The following is a 13,726-nucleotide window of genomic DNA, read 5'->3' on the forward strand; positions in this document are numbered from 1 at the left end:
CATGGTCACGGCCTGGACGCCATCCAGCAAGCCTCGGACCGGCCTGGCGGCCGGTCCGCTGCGCGTGCTGTGGCTGGCGGTCCTGCTGTTCGGCTTGCTGTACACGCACGGCGTGAGCGCCGAGACCGCCGCGAGTCACGCGACCACCAGTGCCGCCATGCCTGCGGCGCACTTCGTGCCGGGCTCCGACGCGGCGCGGGAGGACGATCAGCCCACGTCGCCCGGTCATGACGGTGGCGATCAGGATTCCCACCCGGCCGGCGAGTGCGTGTCGGGGCAGCCGCAGCAGGGATCCGGTCTGCCGGCTCCCGCTCCGGCGCCGCTCGACCTGCATTCGTTCTGCCTGCTGACCGTGGTCGGGAAGTCGAGCCTGCCCGGGGACCGGTCGGCGCTCCCCCCGCCCCGAAGTACGGCGCACTCAGTCATCCAGCTGATCTAGATTCCGGCTCCCCGCGACTGCGGCGGACGGTCGTCTTCGCCCTCCCTGCCCGGTCCGGCATTGCGCGTGACGCCTTCCCGCACACCTGCAGGACGTCCCGCTGTCTCCCGCTTCCCTTTGCCATGCCACGGCGCCGCCACGGCCGCCGGACCCGCCAAGGAGCCATGCTCTTGTCCTCGTCCCAGCTCATCGACAGGCCCGCCCCCGCTACGACCGCCGATCCTGTGGGTGGGCGGGCAGCACTGCGCAGGGCCCGCACCCGCCGGGCCCGGCGGATGTCCCTGCCCGCCCGCTACCTCGGATACGTCGGCTACTTCGTCGGTGCCGGCCTCATCAGCGGAGCAGTGGTGCACCACCCACTCGACCCCGACCGCTATGCGCGGATCGCCTTCTACGGTGCCCTGGTCTTCTTGGCCGCCACGATCCTCAACGAATTCGTGCTGACCCGTGACCGGCCCGGCCCGCCTCGCATGCTGGTTGTGGTCCTAGCCTCGCTCACGCTGTCGTTCGGCATCGGCATGCTCAGCGGCGGTCTCCAGCACTTCGACGACTTCCCGGCGCGCGGTGCCGTTCTGGTCCCACTGGGGCTGGCCGTGTCATTCGTCGCGTACGTCATCAAGGACGCGGACACACCCTGGCAGCGCATCTTCAGCATGGTGGGGCTGACCGTGCTCATCGCCGCTGTCGTCACGTTCTTCGGTCTGCGGTACGTCGCAGCTTCCATGGGCGAGCCCGGGGAGGGAGGCGGACACAGCCATGGCACCGCGGAGGAACCCGAGCACAAACAGCAGGAAGCACCCAGTACTCCTGCGCCGGATGCTCCAGCCGCAAGCGTCACCCCGAAGGGGGGCAGCGGAGGAGGTGAGTCAACCGGACACGGCGACGGCCACAGCCACTGACGGAACCGATAGGACGGCAGGGAACCTGTCCCTGCCGTCCTGGCCCGCACGTCGGGCAAAGCCCCCATCCCCGGCAGGACGAGGAAAATGACGAACACAGCCAAGCGGCCTCTCGCCGCCACCGCGATCCTCGCACTGGGGCTCGCGCTGACTGCCTGCTCCGGCAACTCCGACTCCGGAACCGGCACTGCCGACACGGAACCATCCGCCGTGGTGCACGGTCACGTGCACGGCCTCGGCATCGACCCCGCCGACCGTCGGCTCTACGTCGCCACCCACGAAGGCGTCCTCACGCTCGGCAAGGACGGTTCGGCCCGGCCGGTAGGCACCAGCAAGGACGACTTCATGGGCTTCACCGTGACCAAGGCGAAGACCTTCCTGGCCAGTGGCCACCCCGCCGCCGGCACTGGCGGTCCCGCCAACCGCGGGCTGATCGAGAGCACCGATTCCGGGCAGACCTGGAAGACCCGCTCGCTGGCCGGCGAAGTCGACTTCCATGCTCTCGAATACGCCCACGACACCATCTACGGCTACGACAGCACCAACGCCCTGCTGCGCGTCAGCAAGGACGGAGCCGCCTGGGACGACCGCGCCCGTCCCCAGGCGCTGGACATCGCCGTCAGCCCCGACGACCCGGCCATCGTGCTGGCCACCACCGCCGACGGGATCGCGAAGAGCACCGACGGCGGCAGGACCTTCGCGGCAGGCCAGCAGCCGGCGATGGCCTTCCTCTCGTGGGCGTCCGAGGTGCTGTACGGACTCGACGACTCGGGCGGGCTGCACCGGAGCACCGACGGCGGTGCCACCTGGCAGAAGGCGGGCACGGTGCCCGGCGGACAGGCCCAGGCGCTCACAGCGGTCGACGCCCGGCACATCCTGGCCGCCACCCAGACCGGCGTGCACGAGTCCCGGGACGGCGGCAGGACCTTCACCAAGCGGCTCGAGGTCGACGCCGGGGACGGTCACTGATCAACACGGCCTGGAGCGGCCCCACGGCACCACCCCCTTGCCCAGGACCGTCCCGGGAGTGGTGCCGTGCCAGCGCATGCCCTCACATCCGTCGATACCGCGCGCCCTGACGTGGGCTGCGCGTCGCGGAGTTGCACCACCGTGACGAAGCCAGGGCCTGCTCCGGGCCCGGCCCGGCGCCCGGGGCATTGGGAGTGTCGTTCCGGACGGGCGCACGGCGTCGTCTACGGTGCGTCGACGACGCGCAGGGCGAGCCCGGCGGCCGGCTTGGGGCCGAACGAGGTCGATTTCCGGGGCAGCAGCACTCCTGCGCCGACCAGGTCCCACACGGTGTCCTCGGTGACCGTGGGCAGCAGGACCGCGGCGCCGTTGCCCGGTGCGGCCACGCAGGCCACCGCCTGGTCTGCGTCGTGCACATGGCGTATGGCACCCGGCAGGTCGGGCACCGACCAGGCACGGTCCAGAAGGAGGTGATCGGTGACGGCCGCGGCCAGTTGATGCCATTGCGGTGGCCGGTGGTTCAGAGCCCCGTGCAGCGCCTCCGGTTCGGGGGCGGTGATCGCCCAGGCCCGGCCGGATCCGGCGAGCACCAGTTCCCCGGGCTCCGGCAGACGCGGTCCGGGCAACTGCCGCACCTGGGCCACATCCGCGGCGGCCGCCGCGGCCTTCTCCGGCTCCAGGCCCGGCATCACCCGGTGGATCGCGGACAACCGCAGCGGATGGGTGGTGGAGTCGACCAGCAGAGCAAGGCTGCTCCGCCACGGACTCAGCCCTTCCCCCTCGCTCAACCGCAGGCAGGCCGCGTGGCGGTGGTGGCCATCGGCGATGAGAGCGCGGCACCGTGCCAAGCCGGCGGTGATGAGGATTTGCTCGCCTGGGGCGGTGCAGGCCCACAGCGTGTGGGTGATCGCGCCGGTACGGGCGACAGCCGCCGGTGGACGACGGGTGACGTGATCGACGATCCGAGCCGTCGTCGACTCGGTGGAACGGTAGGTCAGCAGTAGCGGTTCCAGCTGGGCGCGCAGAGCGGCCATGGATCCGGCGCGCTGCCGGACCACATGGGGCTGTACGTCCTCGTGGGGGAGAACGGAGCCGGTCGTACCGGGGGCCAGGCGCAGTTCACCGATCAGTCCACGTTGCAGGATCCGCGCGCCGCGCTGCTGCTGGTAGACGTAGATGGCGGGCTGGGCGTCCCGGACCAGTACGCCACGCTGCCGCCAGCGGTCCAGCTGACCGGCGGCGGTCCGCGGATCGTCAGCGTGCAGCAACTGGGTGATGTGATGGGGCCTCACTCGCAGGGAGCGTGCACGGGCGGGTCCGATGTCGTCGTAGGGCGGGCTGATCACGTGGGACAGATCACCAGCCTGGGCCGGGTTGTAGCGCACGGCCCGAAAAGGACGCAAATGCAGGCCGGTTGGGGACGGGAGAGCAGGGGTCGGCATCAGGTGCTCCTGGAAGTGGGTGCGGTCGGCCGGAGGGGCAGGCGGACTCGCTCGCCCCTCCGGCGCGGAACCGTCGGTCAGGCCGTCACGGGCTCGGGCTGCGCCTCGCGCACGGGCGGCGCCAGGCGGCCGGTGCGGTGCAGTCCGTACAGGGCGGCGGCACAGGCCAAGCCGAGGGAGCACAGCGCGATCCACGGGAGCGCGGAGACGCCGGCTGCCCGGGCGGCGTCCAGCGCCGCACCGGTGAGCAGATTACCGAGCGCGATACCGACACCACAGATGGTGTTGTACAGCCCGTAGTGGGTGGCCACCAAGCGGTCGCCGGCGAGACGGACGATGGTGTCCATCTCGAACGGGTAGGCAATCATCGTGCCCAGAGCCAGCAGCAGGGCGGACAGCGCCGGCGGCGCTGCAGCAAGCAGCCACAGTGCCGTTCCGCCGCCGGGCACGGGCACCGCTGTGGCAACAAGGAGGGGCAGGAAGGCCACCCCCATCGCCAGCAGCCCCCAGGTGAGCGCGTAGCCCGGCTCCATACGGGCCTTGCACCAGGCGGTGACCTTCGTCTGGAAGAGGACCGTGCTCAGCCCCGAGACGGCGAACAGCACCGCTACCGCGGCCGTGCCGAATTGCCCTTCTCCGCCCAGGCGCCGGACCTCCAGCGGGAGCGCCAGGTAGACCTGGAAGGTCATGACGTACGAGCCGATCATGGCCACGGAGAAGAGAAGAAACGGGCGGTTGGCCAGGATGCCGAGCCACTGGGTGAGCACGCTCTCGCGCGGGCCGTCCTTCTCGTCCTTCGCGTCGTCGCCCCGGCGGGCGGGCAGCGCCCGGATCTGCACGATGCTCAGCAGAGCGAAGATTCCCGCTGCCACCAGGCAGGTGATGCGGAAGTCGACGCCGGTCAGCAGCATTCCCACCAGCGGACCGAGCAGGATTCCGGCCTGGTAGAAGACGTTGAACAGCGCGAAGGCTTCGATCCGGCGCTCGCCCGCGTCTGCGGCCAAGTAGGCCCGGCTGGCGGGGTTGAAAAGGGCCCCGGCCAGGCCTGTCGCGGCGGACGCGGCGATCAGGGCGGCTACGGAGTCGACCAGTCCGAGGGTGGCGAAGCCAACGACGCGCAGCACCATTCCTGCGATGATCATCGGCTTGTAGCCGAGGCGGTCGGCCAGTGTTCCGCCGATCAGGAACATGCCCTGCTGGCTGAAGTTGCGCACGCCGAGGATCAGCCCGACCAGCCAGCCCGCGAGGCCAAGGGGCCCCGCCAAGTGTGCAGCCAGGTAAGGCATCAGCATGTAGAAGCCGAGGTTGATGGTGAACTGGTTCACCATCAACAGCTGAACGCTGCGCTCGTAGGAGCGCACCTGAGCGATGGTCCCTTTCACCGGTTCCCCTCCTGCGGCGCGTCGGACTGAGCGAGCTTCTCGACAGCCCCGGTCTCCACCGGCACGTCGGATTCCGCGCTGGATTCAGCGGGCAGGTCGACCACCTCGTTCTTCTGCGTCGGGTCGGACAGGGTGAGCGGGTCGACCACGTTGGTGCACCGGGTCCAACGGGTGACCTCCTTCTCGTCCAGGCGGCCGATCACCTCCGGTTCGACGGACGGTGGGGAGTCGAGCAGGCCGTGGGCGGCGCAGTAGTCGTCGTCGTAGACCGTGCCGAGGTACCGCTGGGGGCCGTCGGGGAAGATTGCCGCAATGTTCGTGTCCGCGGGCAGGGTGCGGGCGAGCCATCCGGCCACCAGGGCGACCGCCCCCACGCTCCAGCCGCCGGTGGCGTAGTGCGACGAGGCGAGCTGGCGGCAGGTCCACACGGACTCGTGGGGGGCTACCCAGTGGACCTCGCTGAAGTTGCCGTAGGCGACGTTGCGGGGGTAGATGCTTGAGCCCAGGCCGCGCATCAGCCGGGTGCGGGCGGCCTGCCCGAAGATGGTCGAGCCGATGGTGTCGACGCCGACGAGCTTCATCTCCGGGTAGAGGTGGTGCAGAACGCGGGAGACGCCGGCGGAGTGCCCGCCGGTGCCCACGCTGCACACCAGCACATCGATAGGGCCCAAGCCGGACGCCAGCTCCAGCGCGAGCGGGGTGTAGGCGGTGGTGTTGTCGGGGTTGTTGTACTGGTCCGGGCACCACGAGCCGGGGTGCTGCTTCATCAGCTGGGCGACCCGGTCGCGCCGCGCCTGTTGCCAGCCGCCGGTGGGGTGAGGTTCGGAGACGACGTTGACCTGGGCGCCATATGCGGTGAGCAGCTGCGTCATGGACCGCTCGAGCCCCGGGTCCGTGACCAACGTGACCGGGTGGCCGTAGACCATGCCGGCCAGGGCCAGGCCGAGGCCGAGGGTGCCGCTGGTGGACTCGATGATCCTGCCGCCGGTGCGCAGGTCACCGCGGGCACGGGCCCGCTTGACCATGTGCAGGCCGGGGCGGTCCTTGATTCCGCCGGGGTTGAAGCCCTCCAGCTTTGCCCAGAACCCGCGATCGGCGGGGGCGAAGGGCTCGGAAATCCGGAGAACCGGGGTGTTGCCAACGAGCCCGGAAAGGGCTGAGCGGGTGGAGGGTGTGATGTCTTCGGTGGTGTGCGGGTGCATCTTCCGCTCTCGATTCAGTGATGGCGTGACGGGGGTGCTCATCTCGCGCGCCGCCCGGACCAGGACGAGGCATGCGCCGCGGCCCGGTGGCAGCACGCGGCGGCCTCTGTCGCCGGGCCGCGAAAGCACCGGTCTAGATCCGCCACCGACAGACGACGGTGAGTGTGAACCGGCCTGAACGCCGTATCCGGGATCTGCCGCCCTCGGGAGACGCGGCCTGCTGACGGACGGCCACGGCGGCAGTCACCCCAGCAGCCACTCCGGTGAAGACCGCCAAGACCGCCGTGTCCGTGAACAACTGCCTGGCGTGCGGCAGCAATTGGCCAACCACGTACGGCTCGCAAGCAGCGCCGGGGTGTGGATGCGGCCCATCGGGCATCTCCCGCTCGACGACTTCTGCCACAACCGGGCGGTGGCCGGACGACACCGGCATCTGACCGTGCGTATGACGGTCGCTGTCATGCGTTGCAGAGCAGGCGCACCCCCAGAGGAGCAGCCCGCCGAGGACCAAGGCCATCAGGCGAAGCAGCCATAAACCACTGGCAGCAGGGCGGCTGAGGTGAGAGTGCAGAGGAGGGTGGAACGGCATGGTTCCTCCGGATGACGGCCGCTTCTCACCTCGCAGGAGGTGAGCGGCAGACAGAGATCAGCAGGGTTCCGCGCAGGCACCGGAGATCCCGCTCAGCGCACGAGAGTGCGACCTACGGGCGTCTGGAGTGCCGGGAACCGGCCGCATTCGACCAACCCGCCCGGCAGGGGAGGGGGTTGTCGATGCTGGGAGGCGGCGACCGGTCGGGGACGCCGGAATCTAGACCTGCTGAACTACTGGGTTTCCCGCACCCGTCGATGGCGGAACGGCCGACTCAAGCCGGGACGAGCCGGACTTCCCCACTGTATGGACGTCCGTGGGAGACGCCCAATCCATTGGGGCCAGACAGGGAGCCGCCAGATCCGGGCCCTGCTGCGGCTGGCCGGATACGCATCCCTGAGCCGGATGGGAAGAGCCGTCACCATGGTGACGGCTGTCGACGGCTGCGACCTCTGTCAACGCGTACGCGACATCGTCACTGCTTCCGGTCCCGCTCGCGCGCCCCTCGTGAATCCCCGCGGACACCTGCACCGGCGCGGTGACGCCGGCCGTCACATGGCCCCCGGCGCTCTCCGCGCTCACGCCATGCGTGAACGCGACGCTGAGCAGCAGCACAGCCAACCACATCAGACCCAGCGGCCCTGCAGAAGCGCGGAACCGCGAGCCGGAGGGAGACCAGGCCGTAACCATGCCGTGATGCTAACCGCTACCCGGCGGCCCGGCGCAACTTCCCACGGAACACGTGTTAACACCCCTCACATAGCCCCCACATAAAGCGTCAGACATACCGCGGCGGATCCCAACGCCGAAGGATGAGATGGCAGGTCATCCGGCCCGCCATCTCTCTCGTACGGCGTCAAGACGAAGCCACGCTACGGCCGACCGTGATCTCCCTCACGGCTCCACTGCCTGCCGGTGCCCGTCGGTGAGGCGCACGCCGCATCCGACCGGCGCCGCGGGCTTCTGGCCCGCTTGACGGACCCGCCTGACCGGGCTGACGAGTACGGAACTCCCTTGTCTGTGCGTCAAATCGGCCCGCTGTAGGCTGCCCGGTCAGCCGGTGGGGCTCGCGCCGGCCAGCCGCGACCGATCTCCCGGTCCGGTCGCGGCCCTGGTCGACGTGAAGGTTTGTCATCCCGCGGATCAGCAGCAGCTCTCTGCGGTGGCCTTGTCGTGCGCATCGGCTTCGGCGGCCGCCGGGCTGGAACAGCACGTGCTGCCCGACTGCTTGCTGAGGGTGTCCGCGTCTGCCTTGACGACGTACACCTCCCAGGGCTCCCGCCCGGGCCCGTGGACCCAGACCTTGTCCTGGAGGGCGTAGCAACAGTTGGTGTCGGTCTCCTCCGCCGTCGCGAGGCCCGCCTCGCTCAGCCGGGCGGCAGCGGCGTGGACGGCCCCGGTGCTTTCGACCTCGACGCCGAGGTGATCCATGCGGGTGTCCTCACCTGTTGTGCCTTCGATGAGGACGAGCTTGAGCGGCGGCTCGGCGATGGCGAAATTGGCGTAGCCGTCCCGGATCTTGGCCGGCTCGGTACCGAAGAGCTTGCTGTAGAAGGCGATGGAAGCGGCGAGATCGGGGACACGGAGGGCGAGCTGTAGGCGGGACATGGTGGGCCTCCTCTGGGGTTCGGCGGATTGATGGGTCACCAACCGACGGACGTGGCCGGGGTTCCGGCGCCTGTTCGTACCGTCGTGGGGTTTGCACGGCACCCGGCGCCTGCGTCGGGTGGGGCTGCGTCAGGTTCGTCGAAGGGTCCGGCTCCGCCGCACAACCCGGTTGTGGGAAGGGTCGGTTCGATGCGCTCGGCGGCTTCCTTGTCGCCGGCGAGGGCGGCGGTGTTGGAGCGCACCTGTCCATGGGCGGTGAGGGCGAGGAACGTCGGCGCACGGCCGTGGGACTTCGTGCCGACCAGATGGACGTCCTTCAGGATCGGGGAGTTCGTTGCCGCCGTGTGGGTAAGCCGTGCCGCAGGAGTGGGCGTTCGGGTCGATCTGAGGGGCGAGTGCGGGCCAGGAGCCTCTCGGCCCGGGAGGAGAGCAGCCGCACGTGGCTCCACTTCCGCACGGCGCTGCCCGCGCTGTCGCCGACCTCCAGGAGCAGCGGTTCCAGTCCGCGCTCGGCGAGGTGGGCGACGGTCGGACCGATCGGGCCGGCTCCGATCACCACGACGGGCAGCGCGGGGGTGGGCGCTTTCACGATGGCCCCACCTTCCTATTTCGATGTTTGTCGATTGCTTTCGTTCAGCATGGCACTTGTTTTGATGAACGTCAACATAGACATTCATCAAATAAGATGGAGTGGTGGTGGGGCAGCTTGATGTGCGGTCATCGGTGGCGGGGCGCGGCGTCCGGCCGGCGGTTCGCCGCGCATCTCGCGCGGCCGCAAGCGGTGCGGCAGTGCCTGGGCTCCTGGTTCGACATGTGTGAACATAGATGCATGTCGAACACGAAGGTGCTGCCGCTGCTCGATCCGGAGAACGTGGCGCCGTGCTGCCCCCCGCTGACCGAGCGCCCCCTGTCGGCCGAGGAGGCCGAACGGACCGCCGCGATGTTCAAGGCACTCGGCGACCCGGTCCGGCTGCGACTGTTCTCACTGATCGCCTCGCACGAGGGTGGTGAAGCCTGTGTGTGCGACATCTCGGACGTCGGCGTCTCCCAGCCGACCGTCTCCCACCACCTGAAGAAGCTTCGCGAAGCGGGACTGCTGGTATCCGAGCGGCGCGGGACCTGGGTGTACTACCGGGTCGCCCCTGAGGTGCTGGCTGCCATGGCCGGCCTCCTGACCGCCGGCCGCTGATCGTCCTCGCCCATTGGTGCGTGGCGATTCTGCCCGCGTCGACGCGACGACGGTGCCCCGTCATTCAGGGGCGATCTCGTGGGCAGTGTCTCGAACGGGCCGCGCCACTCCGATCAAGGCGGCAGGAGCCGGCCCCGTGCGGTCTCCGCATCCCAACGGGTGCAGTCGTGGCTCGCCGAGGGCCCGCGCGCCGGAGGCGGGGACGTCTCGTTCGGCTTCGGCATGGGGCCGCTTCTCAAGCTGAGGCTGCGGGACGGCCCATCACGGCGTCGGCTGCGCTGGGGAAACAGGCGACGCAAGCGACGTTGATCGAATAGAGCATCGATGTGCCTTGGCGCTCTCGCAGGACGAAGCGGACGTCCGCCAGCAGCTTGAGGTGGTGGGACACCGTGGACTGGCCCACGCCGACCTGCTCCACGATCTCCCCGACGCTCATCGCACCAGGGGAAAGGGCCAGGAGATTGAGGATTTGTACGCGCGTGGGGTCGGAAAGGGCCTTGAACCAGGTCGCGTAGGACTCGGCCGTTTCCCGGTCGATCAGCTGGGCGTTCATCGTGCCACTCATGGTCCATCGATGATATTCGATTCCTCGACTGTCGAGCAAGCCGCGCTGTGGGGCTGCCGCGCCGGCTCGGACCGTCATTCACGGCGGCCCCGCCCTTTGGTGCGCCGTCGGCGTGGTCCGCCGCACCCTTGCTCGATCATGAGGATGCCTCGTTTCTCGGTGTTGGAACCGCCTGCGGTTGGACGGAAGGTGCGGTGAGCGATCTGCAGGGGGTTGGGTTGCCGCGTGAGCCGCGTGGGTCCGGCCGATCCCGGCGATGCGTCATTGTCGCGACCTCTTTAATCGTCTATCATCGATAATAGATGAAGCCAGGGGTGTTGAAGGAACCTCCCTCTGCTGCGCGCCAGGGCCTTGCCGTGCTTCCCGGCGCCGCTGTTTCACCGCCTGCGTGCCGCCCTCTCAGAGAGGTCCACCTGTGAACGAATTGCAGGCTCTCAGCCTGTTCGTCGTGCGTGAGGTGCTGCACTACCTCCCGTGGTTCCTGTTAGCCGTCATTCTCGGTATCGCCGTTCAGCGGCTGTCCATCGACGTCGTCGCCAAGCGTGCCTTCGCCGACGGACGACGAGGGGTGCTCGGCATCGCCGTCGTCACCGCCGTCGGAGCCTTCAGCCCGTTCTGTTCCTTCACGGTCATCCCGCTGATCCGGCGCTTCCTGATGGCGGGGGTGCCGCTGTCGGCCGTGATGTCGTTCTGGATCGCATCCCCCTCCATGGACCCTGAGATCTACGCCCTTTCCGCGGCGCAGTTGGGAATCCCGATCGCCACTGCTCGCCTCGTGGGTGCGCTGGTCCTGAGCTTCGGCGCAGGACTGATCGTCCTGGCCCTGGAGCGGCGCGGCCGCTTCGCCGACCCGCTCCGGCGAGCCAAGGAGACGACCCCGGCCAAGGCGTGTTCGTCGCAGAACCCGGCTGCGGCGCCAGCTCCGGCGCGTTCCGACGCAAAGGCTCCGACGCCGGTCGCTGTGGGAGCCGGGGCCGGCTCCAGCGGCGGCACGGGAGCAGAATCCCCTCCGGGTCCGAGTGCCTGCTCGTCGGTGAAGAACGACGACCCGGACGCGGACGACGGAACGCCGTGGCGCGTGCTTGCCCGCCGTGATGTCAGGAACCTGAGGGCAGGAGACATCCTCAAGGAGATCTGGGGTGACTCCCTCGCGCTGGGCAAGTGGTTGCTGTTGGCCATCGTCTTCGAGGCGCTGATCGTCAGGTACGTCCCCAGCGATGTCGTCTCTTCCCTCCTCGGCACGGACGGTGTCCTCTCCGTGCTCCTGGCGGGGGCCATCAGCGTTCCCCTCTACCTCAACGGCGTCGGGGCCATTCCGGTGGTCGAGGGCCTGCTCAACCAGGGCATGGACGCGGCGGCGGGTGTCACCTTTCTCCTCGGCGGCGCTGTCACGACGATTCCGGCAATGGTGGCCGTGAAGAGTGTCGTGAAGACCAAGGCCTTCGCGTTCTACCTCGCGGTTGGCCTGCTCGGCAGCATCGCCATCGGCCTGATCGCACTACCACTGCTCTGACCGGCCTCCTGTGAACCGCGCTCCGGGTTCCCGTCGCGGCTGCGTACTGTCGACGCCGCGGGAGCCGGTCCATGCCCGGGCGTCAGGGCAGTGGCGGTGTTCAGCCCGCATCGGTGAAGGTGGGGACGTGGACGAACACGTACAGCTGAGATCGGGCCTGGCTCTGGTCCCCATGACCGTCGACCACGCGCCGCAGGTTCTCGCGATCTATCAAGCGGGCATGGACGAGGGCGATGCCACGTTCGAGACCACCGCGCCGGAGTGGGAGGCGTTCGACGCCGCCAGGCTGCCGGATCACCGACTGGTCGCGCTGGAGCCGGGTGACCGGCGAGTCCTCGGCTGGATCACGGCGTCGCGTGTCTCCAGCCGCCCCGTCTACGCAGGCGTCGTCGAGCACTCCGTCTACGTGAGCTGCCACGCTCGCGGGCGGGGCGTGGGCAGGGTGCTTCTCGAAGCCCTCGTCGCCTCCACCGAGGCCGCCGGCATCTGGACGATCCAGGCGGGCATCTTCCCCGAGAACGCCGCCAGTCTGGCGTTGCACGCTGCGACAGGCTTCCGTGTCGTCGGCACGCGTGAACGGGTGGCCCGGCAGCACGGCGTCTGGCGGGACGTCGTGATGTTGGAACGGCGAAGTTCCCTGATCGGCTGAGGAGGCGTCCGGCTGCGCGAATCCGGAGCGCCCGGCGACCGGGGGAGCGCACGACCAGGATGCGCGTCGGGTCCGCCAGGACCCGGAACCCGCGGGCGTACTCCTCGATGGTCTTCCGCTCCAGCGAGGTCCCGGGCACCGGAATCCTCAGCGGACGACCAGGAACACGGTGGCTGACACCGCCGCCGCGAACGGAGGCGTGACCAGCCAGGCGATCAGGAAGTGCTTGAGTGTTCTTCCGCTGAGCCGGCTCAGGGTGGCTCCGGCGGATCCGGCGATGGCACCGGTCGAGGTGTGGGTGGTGGACATGGGGAGTCCGTAGCCGGCACCGAGGCCCACGAGCGTGGCGGTGGTGAGGTTGGCCAGGAAGCCTTCCGTGTGGTTCATCCGGATCACGCCTTCGCCCAGGCGCTCGGCGAGCCTTATGCCGCCCGCGAGCGAGCCCAGCGCCATCGCACCGGCCACCAGCAGCATGATCTGCCATGTCGTCATGCCGGCTGGGATGAGGGCGAAAGCGCCGACTGCGACGATCTTCGGGGTGTCGTTGAGGCCCCGTGCGAATCCTGTCGCCCCGCTGGTCAGCCAGTGCGCGGCCGTCAACATCCGGCTGCTGGCAGCGGTGCGAGGCGTGTCCGCGGGGTCGGTGGTGACGCGCTCCGCGGCGAGAACAGCGCCGGGCTCGGCGGCTTCGGGAGTGCCCGTCGGGGACGGGGTGCCTTCGCTGGTCGCAGTGGGGCCGGGGCCCCGGTTGCGTCGGCCGACGCGGTTGACGATCAGGGCGAGCACCAGCGAGACGGCGTACGCGACTCCCACGCTCATCAGGAGGGGGACCACCAGTTTCTGGGGGATCGCGCTCCAGGCGATGCTGTCGGATGCAAGGAACAGTCCTGCACCCAGCAGTGCGCCGATCAGGGCGTGCGTGGTGGACACGGGCAGTCGGAGCACCGTGGCGAGAGCGACCCAGCTGACCGCTCCGGCCAGCACGGCGACGGCGAAGGCTTCCGTGGGTGCTGCGGTGACGATCCCTTTGGAGAAGAGCTTGGTCATCTTGTCGGCGAGCGCCAGCGAGAACACGCACCCGGCAAGGGTGGTCACGGTGCCCCAGATGATGGCGGTCCGGTACTTCGTCACGCCCGCCCCGGCGAGGGTGGCGACGCCCTTGGGGACGTCATTGCTGCCGTTCGCCGCGGCCAGTGCCGCGACGAGTACGAAGACGAGCACGGCGGTGAAAGACATGGCGGTGTCCTCCGGGAAGAGGGCGGCGACCATCTGAGCCGCTG

13 protein-coding genes and 1 pseudogene are annotated in these 13,726 nt (G+C 69.3%); 6 read left to right on the top strand and 8 right to left on the bottom strand.

From position 1 onward, the window contains the following. The first annotated feature begins 1 nt into the window (after position 1). The 3 genes from ACFXOM_RS15260 to ACFXOM_RS15270 all read left to right on the top strand — a co-directional run bounded on the left by ACFXOM_RS15260 (position 2) and on the right by ACFXOM_RS15270 (position 2,307). Entirely contained in the window at positions 2-439 is a 438-nt protein-coding gene (locus tag ACFXOM_RS15260) for a DUF6153 family protein (protein ID WP_384929591.1), read from the top strand. Positions 440-603: 164 nt separating this feature from the next. Beyond that, entirely contained in the window at positions 604-1,338 is a 735-nt protein-coding gene (locus ACFXOM_RS15265) for a hypothetical protein (protein WP_384929587.1), read from the top strand. A gap of 87 nt (positions 1,339-1,425) precedes the next feature. Next, positions 1,426-2,307, top strand: coding sequence for a F510_1955 family glycosylhydrolase (locus tag ACFXOM_RS15270; protein WP_385038107.1), 882 nt, complete (start codon positions 1,426-1,428; stop codon positions 2,305-2,307). 224 nt (positions 2,308-2,531) lie between these two features. Here ACFXOM_RS15270 and ACFXOM_RS15275 read toward each other — a convergent pair whose 3' ends face one another. From ACFXOM_RS15275 to ACFXOM_RS15300, 6 genes and pseudogenes are all read right to left on the bottom strand, one after another. Beyond that, positions 2,532-3,749: a DUF1015 family protein gene (locus tag ACFXOM_RS15275; RefSeq protein ID WP_385038109.1), complete on the bottom strand. Its 1,218-nt coding sequence runs from the start codon at positions 3,747-3,749 to the stop codon at positions 2,532-2,534. 77 nt (positions 3,750-3,826) lie between these two features. Next, complete coding sequence (locus ACFXOM_RS15280; RefSeq protein ID WP_385038111.1) at positions 3,827-5,131, bottom strand: MDR family MFS transporter; 1,305 nt, start codon at positions 5,129-5,131, stop codon at positions 3,827-3,829. After that, positions 5,128-6,333, bottom strand: a complete 1,206-nt coding sequence (locus ACFXOM_RS15285; protein ID WP_384944117.1) for a PLP-dependent cysteine synthase family protein — start codon at positions 6,331-6,333, stop codon at positions 5,128-5,130. Before ACFXOM_RS15285 ends, ACFXOM_RS15280 begins: the two co-directional genes overlap by 4 nt. A gap of 1,732 nt (positions 6,334-8,065) precedes the next feature. Then, positions 8,066-8,530, bottom strand: coding sequence for an ArsI/CadI family heavy metal resistance metalloenzyme (locus ACFXOM_RS15290; protein ID WP_384929576.1), 465 nt, complete (start codon positions 8,528-8,530; stop codon positions 8,066-8,068). A gap of 35 nt (positions 8,531-8,565) precedes the next feature. Beyond that, a pseudogene (locus tag ACFXOM_RS15295) lies at positions 8,566-8,929 on the bottom strand (flavoprotein); the annotation flags it as partial. After that, positions 8,847-9,119, bottom strand: coding sequence for a hypothetical protein (locus ACFXOM_RS15300; protein ID WP_384929573.1), 273 nt, complete (start codon positions 9,117-9,119; stop codon positions 8,847-8,849). The gene ACFXOM_RS15300 and the pseudogene ACFXOM_RS15295, both read right to left, overlap by 83 nt. A 240-nt stretch (positions 9,120-9,359) precedes the next feature. Here ACFXOM_RS15300 and ACFXOM_RS15305 point away from each other — a divergent pair, with 240 nt between their 5' ends. Next, positions 9,360-9,719 carry an ArsR/SmtB family transcription factor gene (locus tag ACFXOM_RS15305; RefSeq protein WP_384929572.1) on the top strand — a complete coding sequence of 120 codons (360 nt, stop codon included), beginning with the start codon at positions 9,360-9,362 and terminating at the stop codon, positions 9,717-9,719. A 235-nt stretch (positions 9,720-9,954) separates the two neighbouring features. Here the strand turns inward: ACFXOM_RS15305 and ACFXOM_RS15310 are convergent, their stop codons facing one another. Continuing rightward, positions 9,955-10,284, bottom strand: coding sequence for an ArsR/SmtB family transcription factor (locus ACFXOM_RS15310; protein ID WP_384929570.1), 330 nt, complete (start codon positions 10,282-10,284; stop codon positions 9,955-9,957). A 415-nt stretch (positions 10,285-10,699) separates the two neighbouring features. On the opposite strand from ACFXOM_RS15310, the gene ACFXOM_RS15315 reads away from it, so the two are divergent. Then, positions 10,700-11,797, top strand: a complete 1,098-nt coding sequence (locus ACFXOM_RS15315) for a permease (RefSeq protein ID WP_384929568.1) — start codon at positions 10,700-10,702, stop codon at positions 11,795-11,797. A gap of 172 nt (positions 11,798-11,969) precedes the next feature. Continuing rightward, positions 11,970-12,446, top strand: coding sequence for a GNAT family N-acetyltransferase (locus tag ACFXOM_RS15320; RefSeq protein ID WP_384929704.1), 477 nt, complete (start codon positions 11,970-11,972; stop codon positions 12,444-12,446). A 147-nt stretch (positions 12,447-12,593) separates the two neighbouring features. Here ACFXOM_RS15320 and ACFXOM_RS15325 read toward each other — a convergent pair whose 3' ends face one another. Next, a complete protein-coding gene (locus ACFXOM_RS15325; RefSeq protein ID WP_385038113.1) occupies positions 12,594-13,682 on the bottom strand; it encodes an inorganic phosphate transporter in 1,089 nt (362 codons plus the stop codon). Positions 13,683-13,726 lie beyond the last annotated feature (44 nt).

The organism is Streptomyces sp. NPDC059169 (genome assembly GCF_042755225.1).
GTDB lineage: Bacteria > Actinomycetota > Actinomycetes > Streptomycetales > Streptomycetaceae > Streptomyces.

What these genes read in the sequence shown, in the direction of transcription:
- ACFXOM_RS15260 (WP_384929591.1), top strand. Translation starts at nt 2, where the DNA reads ATGGTCACGGCCTGGACGCCATCCAGCAAGCCTCGGACCGGCCTGGCG.
- ACFXOM_RS15265 (WP_384929587.1), top strand. Translation starts at nt 604, where the DNA reads ATGCTCTTGTCCTCGTCCCAGCTCATCGACAGGCCCGCCCCCGCTACG.
- ACFXOM_RS15270 (WP_385038107.1), top strand. Translation starts at nt 1,426, where the DNA reads ATGACGAACACAGCCAAGCGGCCTCTCGCCGCCACCGCGATCCTCGCA.
- ACFXOM_RS15275 (WP_385038109.1), bottom strand. Translation starts at nt 3,749, where the DNA reads ATGCCGACCCCTGCTCTCCCGTCCCCAACCGGCCTGCATTTGCGTCCT.
- ACFXOM_RS15285 (WP_384944117.1), bottom strand. Translation starts at nt 6,333, where the DNA reads ATGCACCCGCACACCACCGAAGACATCACACCCTCCACCCGCTCAGCC.
- ACFXOM_RS15290 (WP_384929576.1), bottom strand. Translation starts at nt 8,530, where the DNA reads ATGTCCCGCCTACAGCTCGCCCTCCGTGTCCCCGATCTCGCCGCTTCC.
- ACFXOM_RS15305 (WP_384929572.1), top strand. Translation starts at nt 9,360, where the DNA reads ATGTCGAACACGAAGGTGCTGCCGCTGCTCGATCCGGAGAACGTGGCG.
- ACFXOM_RS15310 (WP_384929570.1), bottom strand. Translation starts at nt 10,284, where the DNA reads ATGAGTGGCACGATGAACGCCCAGCTGATCGACCGGGAAACGGCCGAG.
- ACFXOM_RS15320 (WP_384929704.1), top strand. Translation starts at nt 11,970, where the DNA reads ATGACCGTCGACCACGCGCCGCAGGTTCTCGCGATCTATCAAGCGGGC.
- ACFXOM_RS15325 (WP_385038113.1), bottom strand. Translation starts at nt 13,682, where the DNA reads ATGTCTTTCACCGCCGTGCTCGTCTTCGTACTCGTCGCGGCACTGGCC.